Here is a 21,307-nt window from a genome sequence, read left to right on the forward strand (position 1 = left end):
CGTCAGCGCGCGGGGGAGAGCAGCTCCGTGACGTGCGCCACGATCTCGCGGGGCCGGAACGGTTTCGCGACGACCTCGTCGACCCCGGCCCGCAGCGCCTCCTCGCGGTCCGAGGTGTGCACGCGCGCCGTGAGCATGATGATGTGCGGCTGCGGGATGTCGGCGGCACGGATCTCACGAGAGGCCTGGGTGCCGTCGGTGCCGGGCATCATCCAGTCCATCAGGACGACGCGCGGGTGGTCGGCGAGGACCCGTTCCACGGCCTCCCGGCCGTTGGACGCGCGGCCGGCGACGATGCCTGCCCGCTCGAGGCTGGAGACGAGGAGCATAGCGATGTCATCGTCGTCGTCAACCACGAGCACGGATATGTCCACCCCCGTACTCTGACACGATCCCGGGTCGTGGAAGAACCTGGGCCGCGGCGGGGGGATCGCCGGAGTACTTCTGGTAAAGGGGGCCGATGTGAGCAGGAAACCTCTGTGGACACCGATGCAGCCGGGGGATCTGTTCCTACGGCTGCAACTGCCGTTCCTCGCAGGCACGCTCTTCGTCGTCGTGGCAGCGGGCCTCGCGGTGCCGAGTTTGTGGACGTCGCCGCTGCTGCTCGCCGGCGCGGGCGCCGCGGTCGCGGCATCCGTCGCCTTCGTCCCGTCGCGGCGCGGCTGGCTGCTGACGTCGTGGGGCATCGTCGTCCCGCTGGTCGATGTCGTCTCCGTGGCGCTGGTCCGCGCCGAGCTGTTCGGCTACATCCCGACCGTCGGCGTGCTCTGCCTCATGCCGTTCGCGTGGATCGCGCTGCGGTACCGCTGGCCGGCGCTGTCCCTCGTCTTCCTCGGCGGGCTCCTCATCTCCGCGCTTCCGCTGGTGATGCGGCTTGAATCGCTCTCGACGCCGCTGATGGTTCTCAACTTGGTGACGCTGCCGGTCCTCACGACGGGCATCTCGATCGGCGTCCATCTCGCGGCGAACAGCTTCCGCCGCAGTCGGCGTCAGGTGCAGGACACCGCCGAGTCGCTCGCGTCGACACTCGCGCAGTCGCGTGACGACGAGCTCGTGCTGCGCACCGTGCTCGACACCGTCAACGGTGCCGTCGCCTTCTACAACGCCGACGGTCGGCTGGTGCTCGCCAACCGTGCCGCGCAGAAGCTCGCCGAAACGGTCGGGTTCCGTTTCGACGATCCGCCCTACGCGGGGCCGAACGTGTGTCGGGGTGACCGCACGACACCCGTCCCGTGCGAGCAGCAGCTCGTGCCGCGCGCGCTGCGCGGCGAGGTCATCCACAACCACCTCGAGTGGTGCGGTCCGGAGGGCAGTCAGATGGCGATCCTCTCGTCGTCGCGCCGGGTCCACCGGCCCGACGGAGCGTTGCTCGGCACCGTCATCGCGGCCTACGACGTCACCGACCTCGCCGACGCCGTCGAGGCGCGCGAGGAGGTCCTGACGACCGTCTCCCATGAGCTGCGGACCCCGTTGACATCCGTCGTCGGCTATACCGAGCACGTCGTCGACACCCTCGGGGCGGATGCCGAGAAGCTCGGCGTCGAGCAGGCGCTGAGCGCGATCGCACGGAACGGCGAGGTCCTGCTCGAGCGGGTTTCGCAGCTGCTCACCGCAGGCAACAAGCGGATGGTGCTGGCGCCGGCGCGTGTCGACGTCCGCGCCCTGGTCGAGGAGACAGTCGCCGTTGTGACGCCGTTCGCGAGCCAGGCAGGGGTCTCGGTGTCGGTCGAAGGCGAGAGCGACGTCGAGGCCGACCTCGACGCGCGTCGCATCGAGCAGGCGGTCGAGAACCTCCTCACCAACGCCGTCAAGTTCACGCCGCGCGGAGGCTCGGTCACGGTCCGTGTCGGCGGCGAGGGCGAGCGGGCGCTGATCGCGGTCTCCGATACCGGTATCGGGATGAGCGCGGACGACAAGCAGCGCGTGTTCGACCGCTTCTACCGTGCGAGCTCGGTGCGCGAGAACGCCGTCCAGGGGATCGGGGTGGGGCTCTCCATCGTGAAGTCGATCGTCGACGCGCACGGCGGCGAGGTGACGATCGAGAGCGAGCCCGGCCAGGGCACGACGATCGGTCTGTCGCTTCCGCGCACGCACGAGACGACACCACCGGCCGAGGAGTTCGCCCTCTCGGCATGAGAGGACGGCGCGCGTCGCTAGGATGACGCCGTGACAGCCTCCGGAGACGAGCCGCGGGACAGCCGGTCCCCGCGGAACACCCGCTGGCTGCGCGAGATGACCGACCGGGTGCCGACCGCCTGGGTGCCCGGCATCCTCACTGCGGTGTTTCTCGGCGCGGCGGCCGCGTTCGGGGGGCTGGAGGCCGTCGCCGCCCCTCCCCTCGCGACGCTGCAGCCGGGGGACGAGCATCGCAACGACATGCTGTCGATCACGGTGGATCGGGCGGTGCTCATCGACGCCCTGCCCGACGCGGGGGTCTACGCCGACCCGGAGAAGGGACAGCGTGTGGTCGCTGCCGTGGTCCGAGCGGAGAACGTGTGGGACACCGCCCTGCCCGGAGGGACCTCGAGCGCCTCGCCGACGGGGCTGGCGGGCTCCCTCCTCGCCGCCAACCTGGACGGACGGACGCCGGACGCGGTCGCGCGGCTCGACGACGCGACAACGTCGGTCTGGCTCCAGCCCGGTGTTCCCGCCGAGCTCGTCGTCGCCTGGGTCATCGACCGGGACGAACTTTCGGCGGACGACACGCTTGAGCTTGAGATCCGGGACTTCACGCTGCGGGAGGGCGCCCTGATCCTGGAGGGGCGCTGGTGGGACACCCCGATCGTCGTCGCGACGATGGACGTTCCACTGACCGATGTCGGCGCCGGGGCCGACCAGCCGCCCGCGGAGGAGTCGGAGTGAAGCGTGCGGGAGTCTGGGGCCTCGGCATCCTCCTTCTCGTCGCCGCGTGGTTTGTCACACAGGTGACCCCGGGGCAGGCGCTCACCGAGTCCTCATTCGTCCAGACCGTGGCCGTGGGGGATCGCGCCGTCGGTCGCGAGATGATCGTCACCGTCACCGACGTCGGGGCAGCGGACGCACTGTCGGATGCGAACGGCTGGTCTGCCGAGGGCAATTGGGTCTTCGTCGATGCGGACGTAGAGTCGCGATCGACCGAGATCTCCGTGCGACTCGGGTTGGCCGTGCTGGTCATCGACGGCGTGACCTACCGCGCGAGTGAGCGACCGAAATCGTCGTTGTTGGGCCGGCAGCTCGAGGTCGGTGTTCCGACGAGCGGCAGCCTGGCGTTCGAACTGCCGGCGGACCTCCGCCGCGGTGACGCCGTCATCCGGTTCACGGTCGACGACCAGGACTGGCGGCTGGACTCCGTCGTCGAGCTCCCCGTCGAGCTGGGGCAGCTGCCTCGGAACGACGAACACGAACTGGCGACATTGTCGGGGGGTGGCGTGTGAGCGGCTGGTGGCGGCGCAATCGAGGCGCACTTCTCGCTCTCGTCATCCTCGTGCCCGTCACGGTCGGGGTCTTTGGCGGCTGGGAGTGGTGGAAGACCGCGAGCGGGCAGCCGACGTTCGCCGTCACAGCGCAGCAGGGGGAGTCCGTCGACCTCGGCGGCGTCACCTTCGGGCCCGCGCGAGTGACCGAGACCACCATCGCGGACACGGACACCCCCGCGGGCACGAAGATCCTCGCCGTCAGGGTCCCGGTCGACCGGCACGGCGCAGTGACGGGGTGCCAGGTCTACGCACTGCGCGAGCTCGACGGGAAGGAGCGGGTATTCGAAGCCGATACGACACTCGTGCCGTGGGACTACCACCGGTACACGCTGTGTCCGATGGATCCCGAGGCCGACCTATTCCCCGCGGGTCCGTTCGGCATCGACGTCCCCTTCATCGTGCCCGACGACGTCGACGGACCGCTCGGCATCGAGCTCGTGATCGTGGACGAGCTGCCGCGCTACGCGCGACTCGTCGTCGTGCCCTGAGGTGACGACGGGGGCCCCGATGAGGGCCCCGACCGTGGCGTCGTACGTGCTCGCGATCAGAACCGTGCGGAAGGGCTCGATGATGAGCGGCGCGACGAGGAGGAAGATCGCTCCCCACGAACGCCAGAACTCGACGGGGCTCTGCGGTCCGACCAGCCGCGTCACCGCGAAGTCGATGTAGTCCTGGCAGAAAAGCAGGAGGACGTAAGCGAGCACGTACCCGCCGATGAGGATCGGCCCACCGCGCCACATCAGGACGAGTGCGCGCCAGATGGGCTGGAACCTCGCACCGACGCTCGCGCCGATGTCGCCCAGCCGGCGGCGCAGTCGCTGCGGGACGGTGCCGTAGCGCTGCCGCGCCCGTTCCACGAGGCGTCCACGCCACTGCAGTCCCTGAGGCGCGACCGCCTGGCCGTAGATGACCCCCGCGACGGTCAGCCAGGCGAGGGGCACGCCGATGAGCCCCGCGGCAGCGCCGATGACGGTGGCCACGGCATCCCATGTCCATCCGAGCGGCGCGAACCAGGCGCCGACCGTCTCGCGGAGATCGCCGATCCAGGCGATCGCACGACGCGACTGCACCCAGGCCGAGACCTGCCCCAAGGCATCGCCGATGAAGTAGGCCGCCAGGAACACCCACAAGCCCTCGAGGTACGTCGCAGCGAGAGAGCTCCATCGAGGGAGACGGTCACGCCAGCGGTTCCACGCCCAGCGGCCGGCGAACGCGAGGACGACGACGAGTATCGTCCACGGCTCCCAGGAGAGCTTGTCGACGGCGCCGGAGGTGTCGACGTCGACGCCCGTGGCGGCGGCCATCGCGTCTCGGCCGATCTTGACCTGCAGTGCGGTGTCCAGATAGGTGGCGACATCCTCGACCAGGAAACCCAATGCGGCGTAGACGGCGATGAACGGCAGGATCGACGACAGCATCGCGTCGCGGAAGGCCACTCGCCGGGCGCGCGGCTCGGTAGGCGGCGGGGCGATCGCGCCCAGCCGCACCATGCCGTCCCGGAGGACGAGGAACATGCCGACGTAGCCCAGGAGTTTCGCCAGGATGGCGATCGGGATCAGCAGGATGCCGCCGAGCGCCGTGTATCCGCCGACGTACCCCGCGACCTCGAGCCCGACGTAGCGGCCCAGGGTTCCTGCCAGGTACCACGCGAGCAGGGCCGGCCAGTGGCGCACGAGGAGGCGCCACGTCAGACCGAGCATCGTTCGCACGGTCTCACCGTAGTGGCACCGACGCGGCGACGCCCGCCCGACCACAGGGATCGGACGGGCGTCAGCGGATGCCGCGGCTCAGCCGACGTCACCGTCCGAGTCGCGGGTTCCCCGGCGTCCCCGACGCTCGCGTTTCGCGGCGGCGGCGGCGAGCTCGGCCCGGATCGTGTCGGTGCGGACGTCGGTCGGGCGGTCACCGGCATCCCACATCCGGTCGACGGCTGCCTGCGGGTGACCCTCCTCGGCGGCGAGCGACGCCTCGAGCGCGCGTTCGTAGCGGCTCTGGCGACGCTTGAGCCACAGACCCGCGACGAGCATCACGATCAGCACCGAATAGGCGACGGCGGCGAACGGGTGCAGCACCAGATCGGCCAGGTCGCCCTGGCTCAGCTGCAGCGCCTTGCGCAGCTGCTGCTCGCCCATGGGACCCAGGATGAGGCCCACGATCAGCGGCGCGATCGGGAAGCCGAATCGGCGCATGAAGTAGCCGAGCGCGCCGACGATCAGCAGGATCGCGATGTCGAGCGTCGAGAAGCTGACCGCGTACGCTCCGAGCACCGCGAAGGTGATGATGCCCGCGTACAGATAGGGGCGCGGGATCTGCAGCAGCTTCACCCAGATGCCCGCCAGCGGCAGGTTCAGGATGATGAGCAGCACGTTGCCGATGTAGAGGCTCGCGATGAGCGCCCACACCAGGTCGCCCTGGTTCTGGAACAGCTGCGGGCCGGGCTGGATGCCGTACGACTGGAACGCCGTGATGATGATCGCGGCGGTCGCCGTGGTCGGGAGTCCCAGTGTCAGCAGCGGCACGAGCACACCCGCCGCCGCGGCGTTGTTCGCCGCCTCGGGGCCGGCGACGCCTTCGATCGCGCCGCGACCGAACTGGCCCTTGTTCTTCGAGAGGCTCTTCTCGCTCGCGTAGGAGAGGAAGGTGGCGACATCCGCACCACCGGCGGGGATCGTGCCGACCGGGAAGCCGATGAACGTGCCGCGCAGCCACGGCTTCCACGAGCGCTTCCAGTCCTCGCGACTCATCCAGTTGCGCCATCCGCGGGTCACCGGGATCACCGGGATCGGTCCGTGCCGCAGCCGCGCGGCGACGTAGAACGCCTCGCCGATGGCGAAGAGGCCGACGGCGACGAGCACGACGCTGATCCCGTCCGACAGGGCCAGGATGCCGAGCGTGTACCGCGCCTGCCCGGTCGTCACCTCGGTGCCGATGAGCCCGATGAGCAGGCCGATGCCGAGCGAGGCCAAGCCGCGCGCGGGGGAGGACCCGAGCAGGGCTCCCACGGTGATGAAGGCGACGACGATCAGGGCCACGAAGTCCGCCGGCGCGAGGTTCACCGCGAAGCGGGCGATGATCGGGGCGAACAGCGTCAGCAGAGCCGTCGCTATCGTACCGGCGACGAACGAGCCGATCGCCGCGGTGGCGAGCGCCGCGGCACCTCGACCGAGCTTGGCCATCTTGTTGCCCTCGATGGCGGTGATGACCGACGCCGATTCGCCGGGGGTGTTCAGCAGGATGCTGGTGGTCGACCCGCCGTACATGCCGCCGTAGTAGATGCCCGCGAATGTGATGATCGCTGCCGTGGGCGAGAGGGAGTACGTCAGCGGCAGCAGCAGGGCGACGGTCATCGCCGGGCCGATGCCGGGCAGCACGCCGACGGCGGTGCCGACGATCACGCCGATGAAGGCGAAGAGGAGGTACTCGGGCTGCAGCGCGGTCGCGAAGCCCACCATGAGGGAGTTCAGTGCGTCCATGATCTCTTCCGATCAGCCGAACAGAGGACCGGGGCCGTACCACCAGTCGAAGGCCATGCCGCGGGGCAGCGACAGGCCGAGGCCTTCGCCGAACAGCAGCTGGGTGCCGATGCCGAGGATGAGCCCGGCGAGGAAGGCGACCCAGGGGCGCTTGGCTCCGAGGGTCCATGCGGCGCCGCCGAACAGCAGGGCGGCGACCATCCACCAGCCGAGGATCTCGAGCAGGACGATGACGCCGACGACCAGGCCGACGAGCTTGAGGATCGTCCACCAGTCCGTCGCTGCGTTCGGGTCGATGTCCTCGCCCTCCTCGGGCGCGGCGACCTTGCCGCGGACGGCGGCGACCACCAGGAACGTCCCCGAGGCGAGGAGGATGGCCGACACCAGGAAGGGGAACACCTGCGGGCCGATCACCCCGCCGGCGGGGACGCGGATCGAGAACGCACCCACGAGGGCGAACACGCCCAGGGCGACGATCACGCCGGCGAAGATCAGGTTGCCGATGCGGTCCGCCCCCCAACCGGGGCGCGCAGTCTCCTGCGCACCCCGGTCCAGAGTGCTCTCGCTCATGACACGAGACCGATGTTCTTCAGCGTCCCGGTGACCTCGGTGATGTTGCCGTCGAGGAACGACGTGAACTCGTCGCCGGTGAGGAAGGCGTCGGTCCATCCGTTGGTCTCGAGCGCGTCCTGCCAGGCGCCCGACTCGTGCATCTCGGTCACGAGGTTCACCAGGCCCTCGGCATCCGCGTCGCTGATCCCGCCGGGGGCGAGCAGGCCGCGCCAGTTGGTGTACGTGATGTCGAAACCCTCGTCGAGCATCGTCGGCGTCTCGGGCAGCAGCTGCGCCGGCTCGTCGCTCGAGACGGCGAGCGCGCGGAGGTCGCCGGAGTCGACGTACTCGGCGAACTCGCCGACGCCCGAGATGCCGGCCGCGGCGTTGTTGCCGAGCAGCAGCGAGACCGCCTCGCCGCCGCCGGCGTTCGGGATGTAGTTCAGCTTGTCGGTGATGCCCGCACCGTCGAGGCCGGCCTCCTCGAGGAGGAGTCCCGCGAGGATGTGGTCGGCGCCTCCGGCGGAGCCGCCGGTGATGGTGACGGACTGGCCGTCGGCGACGACGGCGTCGACGAGATCCTGCAGGGTCTGGTACTCGCTGTCGGCCGGGACCACCACGACCAGCGGCTCCTCGGTCAGACGGGCGATGGGGGTGGTGTCCTCCATGCGGTTCTCGGCGGCATTGGTCTCGACCGCGCCGACCATGACGAGGCCCGTCACCATCAGGGTGTACGGGTCCTTCTCGTTGGCGAGGCTCGCCAGACCCACCGTGCCGCCCGCTCCGCCGATGTTGGTGACCGCGGCGGTTCCGACCAGATCTTCGCCGGTGAGCACCGACGAGACGGCGCGGCCGGTCTGATCCCAGCCGCCGCCCGGGTCGGCGGGGACGATGATGCTGACGTCGCCGACGGCGGCCGCAGCCTCTGACTCCGTTCCGCCGCCACCGACGGCAGCGCCGCGGGGGTTGCAGCCCGAAAGGGCGAGAGCGGCGACACCGGCGAGGGCGACGATCGCGAGGGACTTGCGCATGGGGGACTCCTCTTCGAGTTCCGCCGAGGCATCCTCGCCTCGACGTCCGTTCGGACAGACGCTAGGGAGCCATCGTCGGACTGTCGCGCTTGCGGAACTAAGACGTAGTTCGGAAAGTATTGGTCGCGTACGGGGTGGGCGCGCCGGGGCGGTGCGGGGGAGAATGAGCGCGTGCCCCGAGCGATGTCGCTGAGATGGCAGCTGTTGCTGCTGCAAGCCTTCATCGTCTGCGTCGTCATCGTGATCGCCGGTGTCGTCGCGATCTCTCTGCAGGAGCGCTCCATCCGCGAGTCCTATCGGGAGCGGATGGTGGGGGTCGCCCTCTCGATCAGCCGGCTGCCCTCCATCGCCGAGGCGTTCGACGACCCCGACCCGAGTGCGACGATCCAACCGATCGCCGAGGTCATCCGCGAGGCATCCGATCTCACCTACGTCGTCGTGACGGATGCCGCCGGCATCCGCTACTCGCATCCGAACCAGGACCGGATCGGTGAGGCTGTCTCGACGGACCCGTCTGTTCCGCTGTCGGGCCAGGTGTGGTCGGGGACGGAGACGGGCACCCTCGGCGAGTCGTACCGTGTGAAGGTGCCCCTGTATGCGGGCGGAGGCGTCTCGGGCGAGATCATCGGGTCGGTCTCGGTCGGGGTTCTCGAGTCCGAGCTCGCCGCCGACGTGCAGTCGCGCCTGCCGTGGCTGCTGCTCGCGCTCGGCGGCTCGGCCGTCGTGGGGGTGTTCGGCGCCGCCGGCGTCGCCGCGCTCATCCGCCGCCGCATCCTCGGGCTCGAACCGGGGCAGATCGCCGAGCTCGTGGGCGAGCGCGAGACGATGCTCCACCGCCTGTCGGAGGGCGTCGTCCGTGTCGACCGCGACGGCGTCGTCGCCAGCGCCAACGACGCCGCCGTGCGTCTGCTGGGTGCGGGACCGCTCGTCGGGGAACGCGCGTCGGATGTGCTCGAGGGGCCGATCCACGAGGTGCTCGTCGTCGGCGAACGCGAGGGGCGCCTCGTGCTCGCGGGGGAGCGACCCCTCATCGCGCGGGCGACGGGTCTGTACGACGACGACGGCAAGCCGGTCGGCGGCACGCTGCTGCTGCGCGACCACACCGAGCTGCACCAGGCGGTGCGCGAGATGGACGGGCAGCAGTCGCTCACCGACGGCCTGCGCGCCCAGGCCCACGAGTTCGCGAACTCGATGCACGTCGTGTCGGGGCTTCTCGAGCTCGGCGCGTGGGACGACGCGCGCGATTTCATCGCCCGGATGCAGCCCGGGGGATCGCTCGACATCGGGGCCGCCAGCGAGCAGCTCGGTCCCGAGCTCGCCGCGCTCCTGTCGGCGAAGCTCGCGCGATCGCGGGAGCTCGGCATCACGTTCTCCATCGACGCCGAGGGAGCCGTTCCCGCCGCCGTGGCGGGCGATCTCGTCACCGTCGTCGGGAACCTCGTCGACAACGCGTTCGACGCCTGCCATGCCGGAGACACCCTCGCGCTCGCCGTCCGCGCCGATGCCGACGGCGTCAGCGTGGTCGTTGAGGACAGCGGCCCCGGCGTCGACCCGGCCCTCGCCGACCGCGTGTTCGACGAGGGCGTCAGCACGAAGGACCCGAGCGCCCGCACCCGGGGCGTCGGGCTCGCTCTCGTGCGGCGCATCGCCCGCCGGCACTCCGGCGACGTCGTCCTGAGCCGCTCCGAACTGGGCGGTGCCCGATTCAGCGTCGTGCTGCCCGTCGCCGCGAGGGTCTCGTGAGTCTCCGCGTCCTCGTCGTCGACGACGCTCCCGCCGTCGCGCAGCTCCACGGCCGTTTCGTCGCCGCCCACCCGCAGTGCGAACTCGTCGGCACTGCGGCATCCGGTCCCGACGCCGTCGCCGCGATCCGCTCCCTCGAGCCCGACCTCGTGCTCCTGGACGTCCACCTGCCGGGCTTCTCGGGCATCGAGGCGCTGCGCGCCGTCCGAGCGGATGCCGCCGTCCGCCAGCCCGAGGTCGTCGCCGTCACCGCGGCCCGCGACGTCGACACCGTCCGCGACGCCCGGCTCATGGGCGTGCGCCACTACATCGTGAAGCCGTTCACCGCGCACGACCTGCACCAGCGGATCGACGACGTCCTCGCCGAACGGGGAGCCGCGGCATCCGGCGGCACCCTCGACCAGACGCGGATCGACGCCGTCATGCGGCCGTCCGCGCGGAGGTCGCTCCCGAAGGGACTGACGCGCGAGACGCTCGACCTCGTGCACGACGCGCTGCGGCGCCTCGGCGGCGGCACGGCGGCCGACCTCGCCGCCGAGCTCGGCCTCTCGCGCGTGAGCTGCCGGCGCTACCTCGAGCATCTCGCCGACGAGGGCGCCGCCCGCCGCACGATGGACTACGCGACGGCTGGGCGGCCGAGCACGCGGTACGTCGTCTAGTCGGTCAGCGCGCGGCCGCGTACTCCTCGATCACGACACCGGAATCGAAGGCGCGCGTCCCGACGAGATCGAACGACCGCGGCGCATACGCCGATCCGCCGAAGAGCGGGATGCCGCGCCCGAACACCACGGGATTGCGCTTGAGGATGAGGCGGTCGATCTCGGGCCGCAGGGATCCGGCGAGCTCACCGCCGCCGCACAGCCAGAGGTCCCCGCCCGGCGCGCCCTTCAGCTCGCGCACCGAGCGGAGCGGATCGTCGGTGACGTCGAGGTCGGCGGAGAGCCCGCGCGGCCGGTGCGTCGCCACGATCTGTCGCAGGTGCGGGTAGGGGCTGGCGACTCCGATCTCGAGAGCCGGACCCAGCGTGTTCCGCCCCATGATCACGGTGTCGAACCGCCCCGCGGCGATCGGGATGCCGAGGGCCTCGGCGACATGCACGGGGACCGTCTCGGGGAACTCCGCGAGGAGGGCGCTCAGGTGATCTCCCCCGGCGAGGAAGGCATCCGTCTCGCCCGAGGGCCCAGCGATGAATCCGTCCAGGCTGACGGCGACGTAGTAGACCAGTTCCCATCACGACTCCATTCACGACGTTTGTCGTGGTTAATGTACGACATGTGTCGTGATGGCGCTACAGTCGCCCCATGGTCCGCAACGACGAACGACGCGCCGCGCTCGCCGACGCCGGCATCCGCGTCCTCGCCGCCGAGGGTGCACGAGGGCTCACCCACCGCGCCGTCGACGCCGCCGCGGGCACCCCCCGGGGCACGGCGTCGAACTACTTCGCGACGAGGACAGACCTCATCGCCGCCCTCGTGGAGCGGATCGGACAGCGACTCGCTCCCGACCTGGACGCCCTGGCCCCCCTGCGCGATCGGGAGCCCAGCCGCAAGGTGTTCGGCGACTACGTCCGTGACATCGTGCGCCGACTGACGGCTGATCCGCATGTCGCCCTGGCACTGTTCGAACTGCGTCTCGAGGCCGTACGCCGTCCCGAGGTCGCCGGCGCGCTCGCCGAGTGGCGTCGTCACGGCTTCGAGAACGACGTCGCCTTCCACCGCGCCGCGGGGCTGCCCGGCGACGCCCTCGAGATCGCGCTGTTCCACTTCGCGATCGACGGGCTCGTCTTCGACCGGCTGACCCAGCCGCTCGACGACGGCCTCGCGGTGGACGACGCCGTCGACGCCCTCGTGTCTCGGTTGCTCCCATGAACGGCCGGCGCGGGACCACCTTCACCGAGGTGACGCGGGTCGCGTGCGATCCCGCGACGCTGTTCGAGCTGTCGCTGTCGATCGACGCGCACGTGGATTCGATGCGTCGCTCGCGGGAGCGCGCGGTGGCCGGTGTCACGAGCGGCACGATCGGACTGGGCGAGACGGTGACCTGGCGTGCCCGCCACTTCGGGGTGATGTGGACCATGACCTCGCAGATCACCGCCCTCGACCGCCCGCGCCGCTTCGTCGACGAACAGGTGCGGGGGCCCTTCCGCGTCTTCCGCCACGAGCACCGCTTCGAACCGGACGGTGACGTCACGGTGATGACGGACACAGTGACGCTTCGCTCGCCGCTGCTCGGATGGGTCGTCGAACGGCTCCTGCTGAGGCCGTACCTGCAACGGCTCATCCGCTCCCGCAACGCGGTCCTCGTCGAGAAGGCGACCCCCGGCCGGGGCGTCGGCGGCCACTGACGCGGCGACTCTTCCCGTCCACCGGGGATTTTGGTGCCCGGCGCGATAGCGTGGGAGCGCGTCCGTCCCCCGCGAAAGGAACCCATGAGCACTGGCAGTGAACCGGCACGGGCGTACGCGCACGTCACCGGGGGGTCGGCACGGTTCACGACGGTCGACGGCGCCGACCAGACTCTCGACGCCCTCGACGCGGACGGCGTCCGGCAGCTCATCGTCGATCGGGTGAGAGCGGATGCCGCGGCCACCGGCATCCCCATCGAGCTCCACACCAGCGGCGACCGCGGTGAGCACCTCCTCGTCGTCGACCCGTCGGGCGCGATCGACGTCGACGTCGACGACCGCACGGTCACCCGCGCGGAGCTGCGGCAGCAGGCGTGGTGGATCACCGACCCGGCTCCCGCGACCGACGAAGAGACGGACGCGGAGCACGAGAAGCCCGCCGCGGCCGCCGAGCCTGGCCCCGAGCCTGTCCTCGTCGACGAGGTCCCCGCCTTCTTCCCCCCGACGCCGACTCCCGGCAGCGAGACGGACGAACGACCGCCCGTGTTCGACAGTGGCGACGACGACGACCTCGACGACGATGAGGCCCCCGCTGAGTGGGCGCCCGCGCGAGTGGCCGAGATCCCCGCGGCCGCCCCCGCGACGGGAACCGACCCCGTCGACGTGGCCCACGACTCTGTCGATGCCGAGGCGGATGCGGCGCCCCAGACGCCTGACGCGGATGCGTCGCCCGAGGCGGCACCCGCGCCCGAGGCGGCACCCGCGCCGGAGACGGCAGCGGAAATCGAGCCCGAGACCGTAAAGCCGGCGGCGGGCACGGCGGACGCCGCCCCTGCGCCCGAGACCGCCTTCGAGGCATCCACTGCCGACGGCACGCGTCCCTCGTTCATCGAGCCGCCCACGAACCACCCCGCGAAGGTGACCGGCTGGCGGTCGTTCTTCGTGCGGCTGGGCATCAAGATCCCTCCCTCGAAGGCCGAGCTCGAGCGCGCGGAGCGCGAGAAGGCGGTCTCCCGCCAGTGGGCCGGATGCCGCGCCATCGCTGTCGCCAACGGCAAGGGCGGCGTCGGCAAGACGATGACGACGGCCGTCCTGTCGGCGGTCTTCGCCCGCCACGGCGGAGGCAACGTCCTTGCCTGGGACAACAACGACACCCGCGGCACCCTCGGATGGCGCACCGAGCAGGGCGACTACGACACGACGATCCGCGACCTGCTGCCCGAGGCGCAGCGGCTCCTCGAGGCGACGGCATCCGTCTCCGACATCGCGCGGTTCGTCCACCATCAGTCGGTCGACCGGTACGACGTGCTGCGCTCGAACCCCGAGCTGCTCGCCGCCGACCAGCGCATCACGACGGCCGACTTCGATCTGCTCGCTCAGGTCGCGGCCCGGTACTACCGGATGGTCATCTTCGACTCCGGCAACGACGAGTCGGCCGACCGCTGGCTGCGGATGATCGATTCCGCGCACCAACTCGTGGTTCCGACGCTGGCCGCCCCCGAGTCCGCCGAGTCCGCGGCGCTGCTGCTCGACGCTTTGCGCAAGCGCGACGAGCACTCCCGCCGCCTCGCCGACGGTGCCGTCGTCGTGGTCGGCCAGTCCGAGCGCGCCGGCATCGGTGCCGCGCAGCGCATCGCCGCAGGGTTCGAGGGACACGTACGCGCCGTCGAGATCATCCCCTTCGACGACGCGCTCAAGGCCGGTCGCATCCGCTACGACGCCCTGCAGTCCCGCACGAAGAACGCCTGGATGCGCGCGGCCGCCGCCGTCGCGGACGGCCTCTAGACCGGCGGACAGATGCGCGCCACGACGGGCGTTCTGCTCGTGCTCGCCCTCCTGGCAGGTACAGCGCTGGTCGCCGGCCTCTGGCTGGATACGCGCGAGAACGTCGAGACGCGGTGCTGGCTGGATGACCCTCACGTGGGTGTCTCGGTATCGGAGACAGCGCTCATCTCCGCCGAGGAGACAGTCTGGCCTGTCGGGCGCCGTTGCGAATGGGAGCCCGCCGCCGGTGACGGCGTCATCGTGACCCAGACGGGCTGGGCTCGAACGGCTGCCTTCCTCGTCATCGGTTCCGCGAGCGCCGCGTGGGCTGTCGTGGGCGCCGCCCGTCGCCGACGAGCAGCCGCCCTGCCCTTCGCGGTGTGCGTCTGTGTGCTCGCCATCGTCCTCTTTCGGACGGCGTGACCGGGTCGGTCAGTGAACGGAGCTCACCACACGCATCGGGCGGAGCTGCAGATCGCCGCCGCAGTTCGGGCAGGCGCGACCGGGAAAGGCATCGCGGCACGTCGCGCACCACGTGCACTCGTACGAGCAGATGTACGCCTCGCCGTCCGGCGGCAGGTCACGATCGCAGGACTCGCACGTCGGGCGCATCTCGAGCATGCTCCGACGATAGGGCGGGAGGCGAGCCGGCCGCGGTCGGAGGGGTGCCGCGGGACGTCGGAATCCTGCCGATCCGTCGGCGGCCGACGTGGGGGAGGATGAGCAGATGACCGGTGAGACGGACGACACGCGGCTGATCGAGGTCGCCGCGCGGTTGAGTGTCGCTCCGGCCGGTGACTTCGTCGCATTGCGCACCGCGGCCGCGGCGGAAACGGCCGACAAGGATCTCGCGGCGGCGATCAAGAAGCTCCGCAAACCGGTCCTCGCCGCCTGGGTCGTGAACGTTCTGGCATCCCACGACGCCGACGCGCTCGCCCCGGCCGCGGACCTCGCCGAGGAGTTCCGAGAGGCCGCGGATGCCGGTGACGCCCGCGCCCTCACCGACCTCGCCCGACGTCGTCGCAGCATCCTGCGCGAGCTCGTCGGCCGTGCCGTCGAGCGTGCGGGCGAGCGTGGTGTCGAGGTCGGCGGCGCCGTCCGCGCCGCGGTCGAGCAGACCCTCGACGCCGCTCTGCGGGATCCGGATGCCGCGGCCGCCGTCGCGAGCGCCCGGCTGCTGCGCCCCATCGAGGCCACCGGAGTGGACGCGCCCGATCTCACCGACGCGGTCTCGGGCCCGTTCGAGGCGGCGACTGCCCGGCCGGAGCCGAGCGACGAGCTCGCCGAACGGCGCGCCGCCCGTGCCGCGGCTCGCGCCGCGGCCGAAGCGCGCCGCCACGCCGAGAGCACGGAGAGGGATCTCGCGCGGGTCGAGGATCAATGGCGGGCCGCGCAGGAGCAGGAGTCGTCCCTCGAAGACCGACTGGCGTCACTGGAGGTGGAACGCGCGAGAGTGGAGGACGAGATCGAGCGGGTGCGCCGTGAGGTCGAGCGTCTCGGCGAACAGCGACTGCAGGCGCGCGATGCCGCACGGAAGGCGAGGAAGGCCGCGGAGCGGGCTGCCGACTGATCAGCCGCGAGAGCGGAACTGATCCAGGGCGGTCGTAGCCGTCGACCAGACGAGGGTCTGAGCGACCTCTTCGGCGCGGTCGTATCGCGACCCCGTGAGGACGACGAAAACCGCGCCCACCACGTCGATGAAACCGGCGACCTCGCCCGCGATGCGGACCTCGTAGCGGTCGTCGGCGATCAGGCTCCACTGGATGCGCGAGGCCCGGGGCGGGGCGTCCGCCGGTCGTCGAGTCGGCAGCGCCCGCAACGTCTCCGCATCCACGAACATGATCCGCACCTCGTCCCGCTGACCCCACCGACTCCGATCCCAGGACTTCACTGTCACCCGCGATCCGCGGGACACCCAGGGGATTGACGACGGGCGGGAGGCTCGCTACACCAGGGCCGGTGAGCGGTCCGCCGCCTCGCGGACGGCCGAGGTCACGGTGTCCAGCAGCGGCGATGCCAGATTCCATCGCTGCCAGAACAGGGGGATGTCGATCGTGTCGTCCGAGAGGATCACGAGCGAGCCGTCCGTCACACCGGTCTCGAACTGTCCTGGCAGCAGCATTCCCCAGCCGAGCCCGAGGGTGATCGCCTGCGCGAACTCCGCGGAGGCGCTGATGATGTGCCGCGGGGCGTCGCGGTCGGCACCGTGTCGCTCCGCGAACGAGCTCTGCAGCGTGTCGTGACGGTCGAAGTCGACGCGGGGCGCCGCGCCGAGCGCCGTGTTGCTGAGTCCCTCCGGGAACCAGCGTTCGGCGAAGGATCGGGTCGCGACCGGGGTGTACCTCATGCGCCCGAGCGGCGAGGCGACGCACCCAGTGACCGGCTCGCGTTGCGACGTGACCGCCGCCATGACGGTCCCTGCGGCCAGCAACTGCGCCGTCCGCTCCTGATCCTCGCGGTGCACCTCGAAGGTGACCGTGTGAGCCGCGGTGACGGCGGCGAGAGCCGGCAGGAACCAGGTGATGAGCGAGTCGGCGTTGACGGCGAGGGGCACGTGCGCCGAGCCGGCGTCGTCGCCGAGCACGGCCTTCGCCTCGTGCTCCAGCAGGTCGAGTTGGCGGGCGAGGCGGACGAGCGGTTCGCCCGCCGCCGTCGCGGTCACCGGCTTCGTGCGGCGCAGCACGACGCGGCCCACGCGTTGCTCGATGACCCGGATGCGCTGGCTGACGGCGCTCGGCGTGATCCCCAGGCGGACGGCCGCCCGATCGAGTGTGCCGGCGTCGACCGCCGCTGCGAGGGTGCGCAGGTGTTCGAACGGGATGTCCACCCGACCCACCCTAATGAAGAAGAGCTTCAGATCATGCAGAATCCTTCGCTGTACTGCAGATCGGGCTCACCCTAGCGTGGACGACGTGACCCCTGAACTCGCCGCCCTCCTGTCGGGCCTCGGCCTCTGCCTCGGCCTCATCGTCTCCATCGGCGCGCAGAACGCGATCGTGCTGCGACAGGGTCTGCGCCGCGAGCACGTCGGGATCGTCGTGATCGTGTGCGTCGTGAGCGACGCCATCCTGCAGACCCTGGGAGTCGCCGGCGTCGCGACCCTCGTCACTGCGCATCCGTGGCTCGAGACGCTCGCTCGATCGGCGGGCGCGGCCTTCATCGTGGGGTTTGCGTTCGTCAGCGCGCGCCGCGCATGGCGGGGCGGCGGCAGCCTCGAGGCAGCGGGAGACGATGCCTCGACAGCGGATGCCGCGGGCACCGGCACGGTCCTCGTCCGGCCCCGAGCGGCGACGCGGACGGCGACGCTCCTCACGATCCTCGCCGTGACCTGGCTCAACCCGCACGCGATCGTCGAGACGACCGTCGTGCTCGGCTCGGTCGCGGCGACGCACGGCGACGCGCGGTGGTTCTTCCTCGCCGGCGGTATCACCGGGAGCACCCTGTGGTTCGTGCTGTTCGGCTACGGAGCGCGCTACCTGGCGCCGCTCCTGCGCACCGCACGCGCATGGCGGATCCTCGACGGCGGCATCGCCGTCATCATGCTCGTGATCGCCGTGAGCCTCATCCTCGGCTGAGGGGGCTCGCCGCGGTCAGTGCGCGGCGTCGTAGGCGTCGAGCACCTGAGCCGGTACGCGGCCGCGTTCGGACACCTGATAGCCGTTCTTCGCCGCCCATTCGCGGATGGGCGCGTAGTCGCGCTGGCCCGCGCGCTTCTGCTTGCGACCTCCCCCGTTCGACGAGGTCGTCGTGCGGGGGGTCGTCGCGCGCGACGAGACACGGCGGGCGGCGTCGATGTACGGGGCGAGCGCGTCGCGCAGCGCGGTCGCATTGTCGTGGGTGAGGTCGATCTCGTAGGCGGTGCCGTCGAGTGAGAAGAGGACGGTCTCCCCGTCACCGACCTCGAGGACGGTGCCGTCCAGGTCGTCGACGAGCTGATGCACGATTTTGCGAGCCATGCGCTGAGCCTAGTGGCGCGGGCGCCCGCTACGGCAGAAGGCCGGCACGGCGCGCCTTGGCGACCGCCGCGTGGCGGGTGGAGGCATCCAACTTCGCCATCGCCGACTGCAGGTACGACTTGACCGTGCCTTCCTTCAGCGACAGCGACGCCGCGATCTCGGCGTTCGTGGCACCGAGAGCGCAGCACGCGAGGACGTCGAGTTCGCGAGGGGACAGCATCACCTCCGGTGCCGCCTCCGCGGGTGCAGGTCGCGACATCCCCGCCAGACGCTTCTCGACCGCCGCGATCCGCTGTCGGAGATCGGGATCGGTGACGGATGCCGCAATGCTCCGCAGCTCGGCGTAGCTCTCCCGCAGGTCTTCCTGTGCGAAGGCGGGGAGCGCGGGCTCGCCGGGCAGGAGCGCAGTGACACGTCGATCGACCTCTTCACGGACGCGCAGCTCGGTCGCGAGCATGTCGGCGGCGCGGAAGGCGGGTCGGCTGACGAGATCGCCGACGGGGCCGGGCGTCCACGACCCGCAGTAGACGATGCCGCGGGGTCGTCCCGTCACGACCACCGGCACGGCCAGCAGGGTGGAGATGCCCTCACCGAGGATGGCTCGGTCGTAGTCATGGGTGATCGTCCGGGCTGTCCTGTAGTCCAGGGCCAGACGCGGCCGCTTCTCGATCATCGCGGCACCGCCCAGGCCCCGACCCGCTTCGACGACGAGTCCTTCGATGCTGCGCGTGCGGGTGCCGGCGATGGCCGTCACGTGAACGGCGCCGCCGCGTTCCAGACCGCCGAACACGACCGGAAACCGCGTCTGACGTGCCAGATCCGACACGGCTCGGGAGACGAGCCGCGTGTCCGCGTCGCTCTCGACCGACGATCCCACGCGTACCTACTTCCGGGGGTGACGGCACCTCTGCCGCCTTCGTACGGTCGAACCTACCACGCGGCCGATTCCCAGGAACGGCCCGTTCGAGCACCGTCGCTCACCCCATGAGGCAAGGAGGCCACATGTCGTCCCAGTCACCCCGCCGAGGCGTGGAAGGGAGTGCCATCGACTACGTCGCGGTCGAACGATCGCCGCGGTTCGTCGAACTGAAGAAGAAGCATCGCAGCGTCGTCTTCCCGCTCGCGGTGCTCTTCCTCATCTGGTACTTCGTCTACGTCCTGCTCTCGTCCTTCGCCCCCGACTTCATGGCGCAGGAGGTCTTCGGCCACATCACCGTCGGCCTGCTCCTGGGCCTCGGGCAGTTCGTCACGACCTTCGCGATCACGATGGGCTACGTCGCCTTCGCGAACCGCCGGCTCGACCCGATCTCGTCCGAGATCCGCGCCGACCTCGAGAGGCAGGAAGCCCGATGAGCCCGATCCTCCTCGCCGCGGCACCCGCCGGCGCCGCCGAGAACAACCCCGTCCTCAACATCTCCATTTTCGGCGCGTTCGTCGCGGTGACCCTCTTCATCGTCATCCGGGCGAGCCGCAACAACAAGACGGCCGCCGACTACTACGCCGCCGGTCGCTCGTTCACCGGCCCGCAGAACGGATTCGCGATCGCCGGTGACTATCTGTCGGCGGCATCCTTCCTCGGCATCGTCGGCGCCATCGCCATCAACGGATACGACGGATTCCTCTACTCCATCGGCTTCCTCGTCGCGTGGCTCGTCGCGCTGCTGCTGGTCGCCGAGCTCATGCGCAACACCGGAAAGTTCACGATGGCCGACGTGCTGTCGTTCCGCTTGACGCAGCGTCCGGTGCGTCTGGCCGCCGCGATCACGACCCTCGCGGTCTGCTTCTTCTACCTGCTCGCGCAGATGGCCGGTGCCGGCGGCCTCGTCTCGCTGCTGCTCGGCATCACGGAGCAGATCGGCCAGTCGATCGTCGTCGCCGTCGTCGGCGTGCTGATGATCGTCTACGTCCTCATCGGTGGCATGAAGGGCACGACCTGGGTGCAGATCGTGAAGGCGTTCCTGCTCATCGGCGGCGCCATCGTCATGACGATCTGGGTGCTCGCGATCAACGGGTTCAGCCTCGACACACTCCTTGAGGCGGCCGTGCAGAAGTCGACGACCGATCCGCAGGACGCGATCCTCGGCCCGGGCCTGCAGTACGGCGCGAACCCGTGGGACTTCATCTCCCTCGCGATCGCCCTGGTCCTCGGCACCGCGGGTCTGCCCCACGTCCTGATGCGCTTCTACACCGTGCCGACCGCCAAGGAGGCGCGTCGCTCGGTGGTCTGGGCGATCTGGCTGATCGGTCTCTTCTACCTGCTGACGCTCGTCCTCGGTTACGGCGCCGGCGCGATCGTCGGGTCCGAGACGATCAAGGCGGCACCCGGTGGCGTCAACTCGGCAGCACCGCTCCTGGCGGCGGCGCTCGGCGGACCGGTCCTGCTCGGGTTCATCTCCGCGGTCGCCTTCGCCACGATCCTCGCGGTCGTCGCCGGTCTCACGATCACTGCGGCCACGTCGTTCGCGCACGACATCTATGCGAACGTCGTCAAGAAGGGGAACGTGCCGCCGGACGGCGAGGTCAAGGTCGCCCGTCGCACGGTCGTCGTGATCGGCGTGCTCGCGATCCTCGGCGGAATTGGCGTGCAGGGGCAGAACGTCGCGTTCCTCGTGGCGCTGGCCTTCGCGGTCGCCGCCTCGGCCAATCTGCCGACGATCCTGTACTCCCTGTTCTGGCGCAAGTTCACGACGCGAGGCGCCGTGTGGAGCATGTACGGCGGCCTCGCGACCGCCATCGTGCTCATCGTCCTGTCGCCCGTGTTCTGGGGTACGGAGACGAGCGTGTTCAAGAACGTCGGAACGGCGATCTGGCCGCTCAACAACCCGGGCATCATCTCGATCCCGGTCGGGTTCCTGCTCGGCTGGCTCGGGTCCGTGACCTCGCGCAAGGCGGAGGACGCGACGAAGGCCGCGGAGATGGAGGTCCGTTCGCTCACCGGGTACGGCGCCGAGAAGGCGGTCGACCACTAGAAGCGGATGCCGCGACGAGG

Annotated in this window: 24 protein-coding genes; 13 read left to right on the forward strand and 11 right to left on the reverse strand. The window is 70.5% G+C overall.

Features of this window, described 5'->3' with window-relative positions:
* Positions 1–2: 2 nt before the first annotated feature.
* Entirely contained in the window at positions 3–374 is a 372-nt protein-coding gene (locus ACIGEP_RS02540; RefSeq protein WP_396660062.1) for a response regulator transcription factor, read from the reverse strand.
* A gap of 88 nt (positions 375–462) precedes the next feature.
* Between ACIGEP_RS02540 and ACIGEP_RS02545 the strand changes: the two genes are divergently transcribed.
* From ACIGEP_RS02545 to ACIGEP_RS02555, 3 genes are read left to right on the forward strand one after another with little or no spacing between them, the layout of a single operon-like run.
* The gene (locus tag ACIGEP_RS02545; RefSeq protein ID WP_396660064.1) at positions 463–2,136 is read left to right on the forward strand and encodes a sensor histidine kinase; all 1,674 of its coding nucleotides are present in this window, start codon (positions 463–465) and stop codon (positions 2,134–2,136) included.
* A gap of 30 nt (positions 2,137–2,166) precedes the next feature.
* Complete coding sequence (locus ACIGEP_RS02550; protein WP_396660065.1) at positions 2,167–2,862, forward strand: hypothetical protein; 696 nt, start codon at positions 2,167–2,169, stop codon at positions 2,860–2,862.
* Positions 2,859–3,413, forward strand: a complete 555-nt coding sequence (locus ACIGEP_RS02555) for a hypothetical protein (protein ID WP_396660066.1) — start codon at positions 2,859–2,861, stop codon at positions 3,411–3,413. The genes ACIGEP_RS02550 and ACIGEP_RS02555 overlap by 4 nt, the downstream gene beginning before the upstream one ends.
* A 398-nt stretch (positions 3,414–3,811) precedes the next feature.
* Here the strand turns inward: ACIGEP_RS02555 and ACIGEP_RS02560 are convergent, their stop codons facing one another.
* The 4 genes from ACIGEP_RS02560 to ACIGEP_RS02575 all read right to left on the reverse strand — a co-directional run bounded on the left by ACIGEP_RS02560 (position 3,812) and on the right by ACIGEP_RS02575 (position 8,511).
* Positions 3,812–5,155: a hypothetical protein gene (locus ACIGEP_RS02560; RefSeq protein ID WP_396660995.1), complete on the reverse strand. Its 1,344-nt coding sequence runs from the start codon at positions 5,153–5,155 to the stop codon at positions 3,812–3,814.
* 87 nt (positions 5,156–5,242) lie between these two features.
* Positions 5,243–6,928 carry a tripartite tricarboxylate transporter permease gene (locus tag ACIGEP_RS02565; protein ID WP_396660067.1) on the reverse strand — a complete coding sequence of 562 codons (1,686 nt, stop codon included), beginning with the start codon at positions 6,926–6,928 and terminating at the stop codon, positions 5,243–5,245.
* A gap of 12 nt (positions 6,929–6,940) precedes the next feature.
* Positions 6,941–7,498 carry a tripartite tricarboxylate transporter TctB family protein gene (locus ACIGEP_RS02570; RefSeq protein ID WP_396660068.1) on the reverse strand — a complete coding sequence of 186 codons (558 nt, stop codon included), beginning with the start codon at positions 7,496–7,498 and terminating at the stop codon, positions 6,941–6,943.
* The gene (locus tag ACIGEP_RS02575; RefSeq protein ID WP_396660069.1) at positions 7,495–8,511 is read right to left on the reverse strand and encodes a Bug family tripartite tricarboxylate transporter substrate binding protein; all 1,017 of its coding nucleotides are present in this window, start codon (positions 8,509–8,511) and stop codon (positions 7,495–7,497) included. The genes ACIGEP_RS02570 and ACIGEP_RS02575 overlap by 4 nt, the downstream gene beginning before the upstream one ends.
* Positions 8,512–8,682: 171 nt before the next feature.
* Here ACIGEP_RS02575 and ACIGEP_RS02580 point away from each other — a divergent pair, with 171 nt between their 5' ends.
* Together ACIGEP_RS02580 and ACIGEP_RS02585 are read left to right on the forward strand one after the other, a co-directional pair.
* Positions 8,683–10,254 (forward strand): ATP-binding protein, encoded by a 1,572-nt coding sequence (locus tag ACIGEP_RS02580; RefSeq protein ID WP_396660070.1) that lies wholly within the window; start codon positions 8,683–8,685, stop codon positions 10,252–10,254.
* Positions 10,251–10,913, forward strand: coding sequence for a response regulator (locus tag ACIGEP_RS02585; protein ID WP_396660071.1), 663 nt, complete (start codon positions 10,251–10,253; stop codon positions 10,911–10,913). The genes ACIGEP_RS02580 and ACIGEP_RS02585 overlap by 4 nt, the downstream gene beginning before the upstream one ends.
* Before the next feature lie 4 nt (positions 10,914–10,917).
* Here ACIGEP_RS02585 and ACIGEP_RS02590 read toward each other — a convergent pair whose 3' ends face one another.
* Complete coding sequence (locus ACIGEP_RS02590; protein WP_396660996.1) at positions 10,918–11,478, reverse strand: dihydrofolate reductase family protein; 561 nt, start codon at positions 11,476–11,478, stop codon at positions 10,918–10,920.
* Between the two features lie 77 nt (positions 11,479–11,555).
* On the opposite strand from ACIGEP_RS02590, the gene ACIGEP_RS02595 reads away from it, so the two are divergent.
* From ACIGEP_RS02595 to ACIGEP_RS02610, 4 genes are all read left to right on the forward strand, one after another.
* Positions 11,556–12,122, forward strand: coding sequence for a TetR/AcrR family transcriptional regulator (locus ACIGEP_RS02595; protein ID WP_396660072.1), 567 nt, complete (start codon positions 11,556–11,558; stop codon positions 12,120–12,122).
* Positions 12,119–12,598, forward strand: a complete 480-nt coding sequence (locus tag ACIGEP_RS02600) for an SRPBCC family protein (RefSeq protein WP_396660073.1) — start codon at positions 12,119–12,121, stop codon at positions 12,596–12,598. The genes ACIGEP_RS02595 and ACIGEP_RS02600 overlap by 4 nt, the downstream gene beginning before the upstream one ends.
* 84 nt (positions 12,599–12,682) lie before the next feature.
* A complete protein-coding gene (locus tag ACIGEP_RS02605) occupies positions 12,683–14,383 on the forward strand; it encodes a ParA family protein (RefSeq protein WP_396660074.1) in 1,701 nt (566 codons plus the stop codon).
* 12 nt (positions 14,384–14,395) lie between these two features.
* Positions 14,396–14,785, forward strand: a complete 390-nt coding sequence (locus ACIGEP_RS02610) for a hypothetical protein (protein WP_396660075.1) — start codon at positions 14,396–14,398, stop codon at positions 14,783–14,785.
* A 9-nt stretch (positions 14,786–14,794) separates the two neighbouring features.
* On the opposite strand, the gene ACIGEP_RS02615 is transcribed toward ACIGEP_RS02610, so the two are convergent.
* Positions 14,795–14,983, reverse strand: a complete 189-nt coding sequence (locus ACIGEP_RS02615; protein WP_396660076.1) for a DUF1272 domain-containing protein — start codon at positions 14,981–14,983, stop codon at positions 14,795–14,797.
* 106 nt (positions 14,984–15,089) lie between these two features.
* On the opposite strand from ACIGEP_RS02615, the gene ACIGEP_RS02620 reads away from it, so the two are divergent.
* On the forward strand, positions 15,090–15,932 hold the full coding sequence (locus tag ACIGEP_RS02620; protein ID WP_396660077.1) for a hypothetical protein: 843 nt from the start codon (positions 15,090–15,092) through the stop codon (positions 15,930–15,932).
* Here the strand turns inward: ACIGEP_RS02620 and ACIGEP_RS02625 are convergent, their stop codons facing one another.
* Both ACIGEP_RS02625 and ACIGEP_RS02630 read right to left on the reverse strand, forming a co-directional pair.
* Positions 15,933–16,259, reverse strand: a complete 327-nt coding sequence (locus tag ACIGEP_RS02625) for a hypothetical protein (protein WP_396660078.1) — start codon at positions 16,257–16,259, stop codon at positions 15,933–15,935.
* Between the two features lie 48 nt (positions 16,260–16,307).
* On the reverse strand, positions 16,308–17,189 hold the full coding sequence (locus ACIGEP_RS02630) for a LysR family transcriptional regulator ArgP (RefSeq protein ID WP_396660079.1): 882 nt from the start codon (positions 17,187–17,189) through the stop codon (positions 16,308–16,310).
* Between the two features lie 76 nt (positions 17,190–17,265).
* Between ACIGEP_RS02630 and ACIGEP_RS02635 the strand changes: the two genes are divergently transcribed.
* Positions 17,266–17,937 (forward strand): LysE/ArgO family amino acid transporter, encoded by a 672-nt coding sequence (locus ACIGEP_RS02635; protein ID WP_396660080.1) that lies wholly within the window; start codon positions 17,266–17,268, stop codon positions 17,935–17,937.
* 15 nt (positions 17,938–17,952) lie between these two features.
* Here ACIGEP_RS02635 and ACIGEP_RS02640 read toward each other — a convergent pair whose 3' ends face one another.
* Positions 17,953–18,318 carry an Lsr2 family protein gene (locus ACIGEP_RS02640; RefSeq protein ID WP_396660081.1) on the reverse strand — a complete coding sequence of 122 codons (366 nt, stop codon included), beginning with the start codon at positions 18,316–18,318 and terminating at the stop codon, positions 17,953–17,955.
* Positions 18,319–18,346: 28 nt separating this feature from the next.
* Positions 18,347–19,195, reverse strand: a complete 849-nt coding sequence (locus ACIGEP_RS02645; RefSeq protein WP_396660082.1) for a response regulator transcription factor — start codon at positions 19,193–19,195, stop codon at positions 18,347–18,349.
* Between the two features lie 125 nt (positions 19,196–19,320).
* Between ACIGEP_RS02645 and ACIGEP_RS02650 the strand changes: the two genes are divergently transcribed.
* Both ACIGEP_RS02650 and ACIGEP_RS02655 read left to right on the forward strand, forming a co-directional pair.
* Positions 19,321–19,671, forward strand: coding sequence for a DUF485 domain-containing protein (locus tag ACIGEP_RS02650; protein ID WP_396660083.1), 351 nt, complete (start codon positions 19,321–19,323; stop codon positions 19,669–19,671).
* Positions 19,668–21,287 (forward strand): cation acetate symporter, encoded by a 1,620-nt coding sequence (locus ACIGEP_RS02655; protein WP_396660084.1) that lies wholly within the window; start codon positions 19,668–19,670, stop codon positions 21,285–21,287. The genes ACIGEP_RS02650 and ACIGEP_RS02655 overlap by 4 nt, the downstream gene beginning before the upstream one ends.
* Positions 21,288–21,307: the final 20 nt, after the last annotated feature.

The sequence above is a fragment of the Microbacterium sp. NPDC077663 genome (genome assembly GCF_044542795.1).
Classification (GTDB): Bacteria; Actinomycetota; Actinomycetes; order Actinomycetales; family Microbacteriaceae; genus Microbacterium.

Excerpts from the sequence above, each read along its gene's own strand:
- ACIGEP_RS02560 (WP_396660995.1), bottom strand. The coding sequence starts at position 5,155 with ATGCTCGGTCTGACGTGGCGCCTCCTCGTGCGCCACTGGCCGGCCCTG.
- ACIGEP_RS02565 (WP_396660067.1), bottom strand. The coding sequence starts at position 6,928 with ATGGACGCACTGAACTCCCTCATGGTGGGCTTCGCGACCGCGCTGCAG.
- ACIGEP_RS02570 (WP_396660068.1), bottom strand. The coding sequence starts at position 7,498 with ATGAGCGAGAGCACTCTGGACCGGGGTGCGCAGGAGACTGCGCGCCCC.
- ACIGEP_RS02575 (WP_396660069.1), bottom strand. The coding sequence starts at position 8,511 with ATGCGCAAGTCCCTCGCGATCGTCGCCCTCGCCGGTGTCGCCGCTCTC.
- ACIGEP_RS02595 (WP_396660072.1), top strand. The coding sequence starts at position 11,556 with ATGGTCCGCAACGACGAACGACGCGCCGCGCTCGCCGACGCCGGCATC.
- ACIGEP_RS02600 (WP_396660073.1), top strand. The coding sequence starts at position 12,119 with ATGAACGGCCGGCGCGGGACCACCTTCACCGAGGTGACGCGGGTCGCG.
- ACIGEP_RS02605 (WP_396660074.1), top strand. The coding sequence starts at position 12,683 with ATGAGCACTGGCAGTGAACCGGCACGGGCGTACGCGCACGTCACCGGG.
- ACIGEP_RS02610 (WP_396660075.1), top strand. The coding sequence starts at position 14,396 with ATGCGCGCCACGACGGGCGTTCTGCTCGTGCTCGCCCTCCTGGCAGGT.
- ACIGEP_RS02615 (WP_396660076.1), bottom strand. The coding sequence starts at position 14,983 with ATGCTCGAGATGCGCCCGACGTGCGAGTCCTGCGATCGTGACCTGCCG.
- ACIGEP_RS02620 (WP_396660077.1), top strand. The coding sequence starts at position 15,090 with ATGACCGGTGAGACGGACGACACGCGGCTGATCGAGGTCGCCGCGCGG.
- ACIGEP_RS02640 (WP_396660081.1), bottom strand. The coding sequence starts at position 18,318 with ATGGCTCGCAAAATCGTGCATCAGCTCGTCGACGACCTGGACGGCACC.
- ACIGEP_RS02650 (WP_396660083.1), top strand. The coding sequence starts at position 19,321 with ATGTCGTCCCAGTCACCCCGCCGAGGCGTGGAAGGGAGTGCCATCGAC.
- ACIGEP_RS02655 (WP_396660084.1), top strand. The coding sequence starts at position 19,668 with ATGAGCCCGATCCTCCTCGCCGCGGCACCCGCCGGCGCCGCCGAGAAC.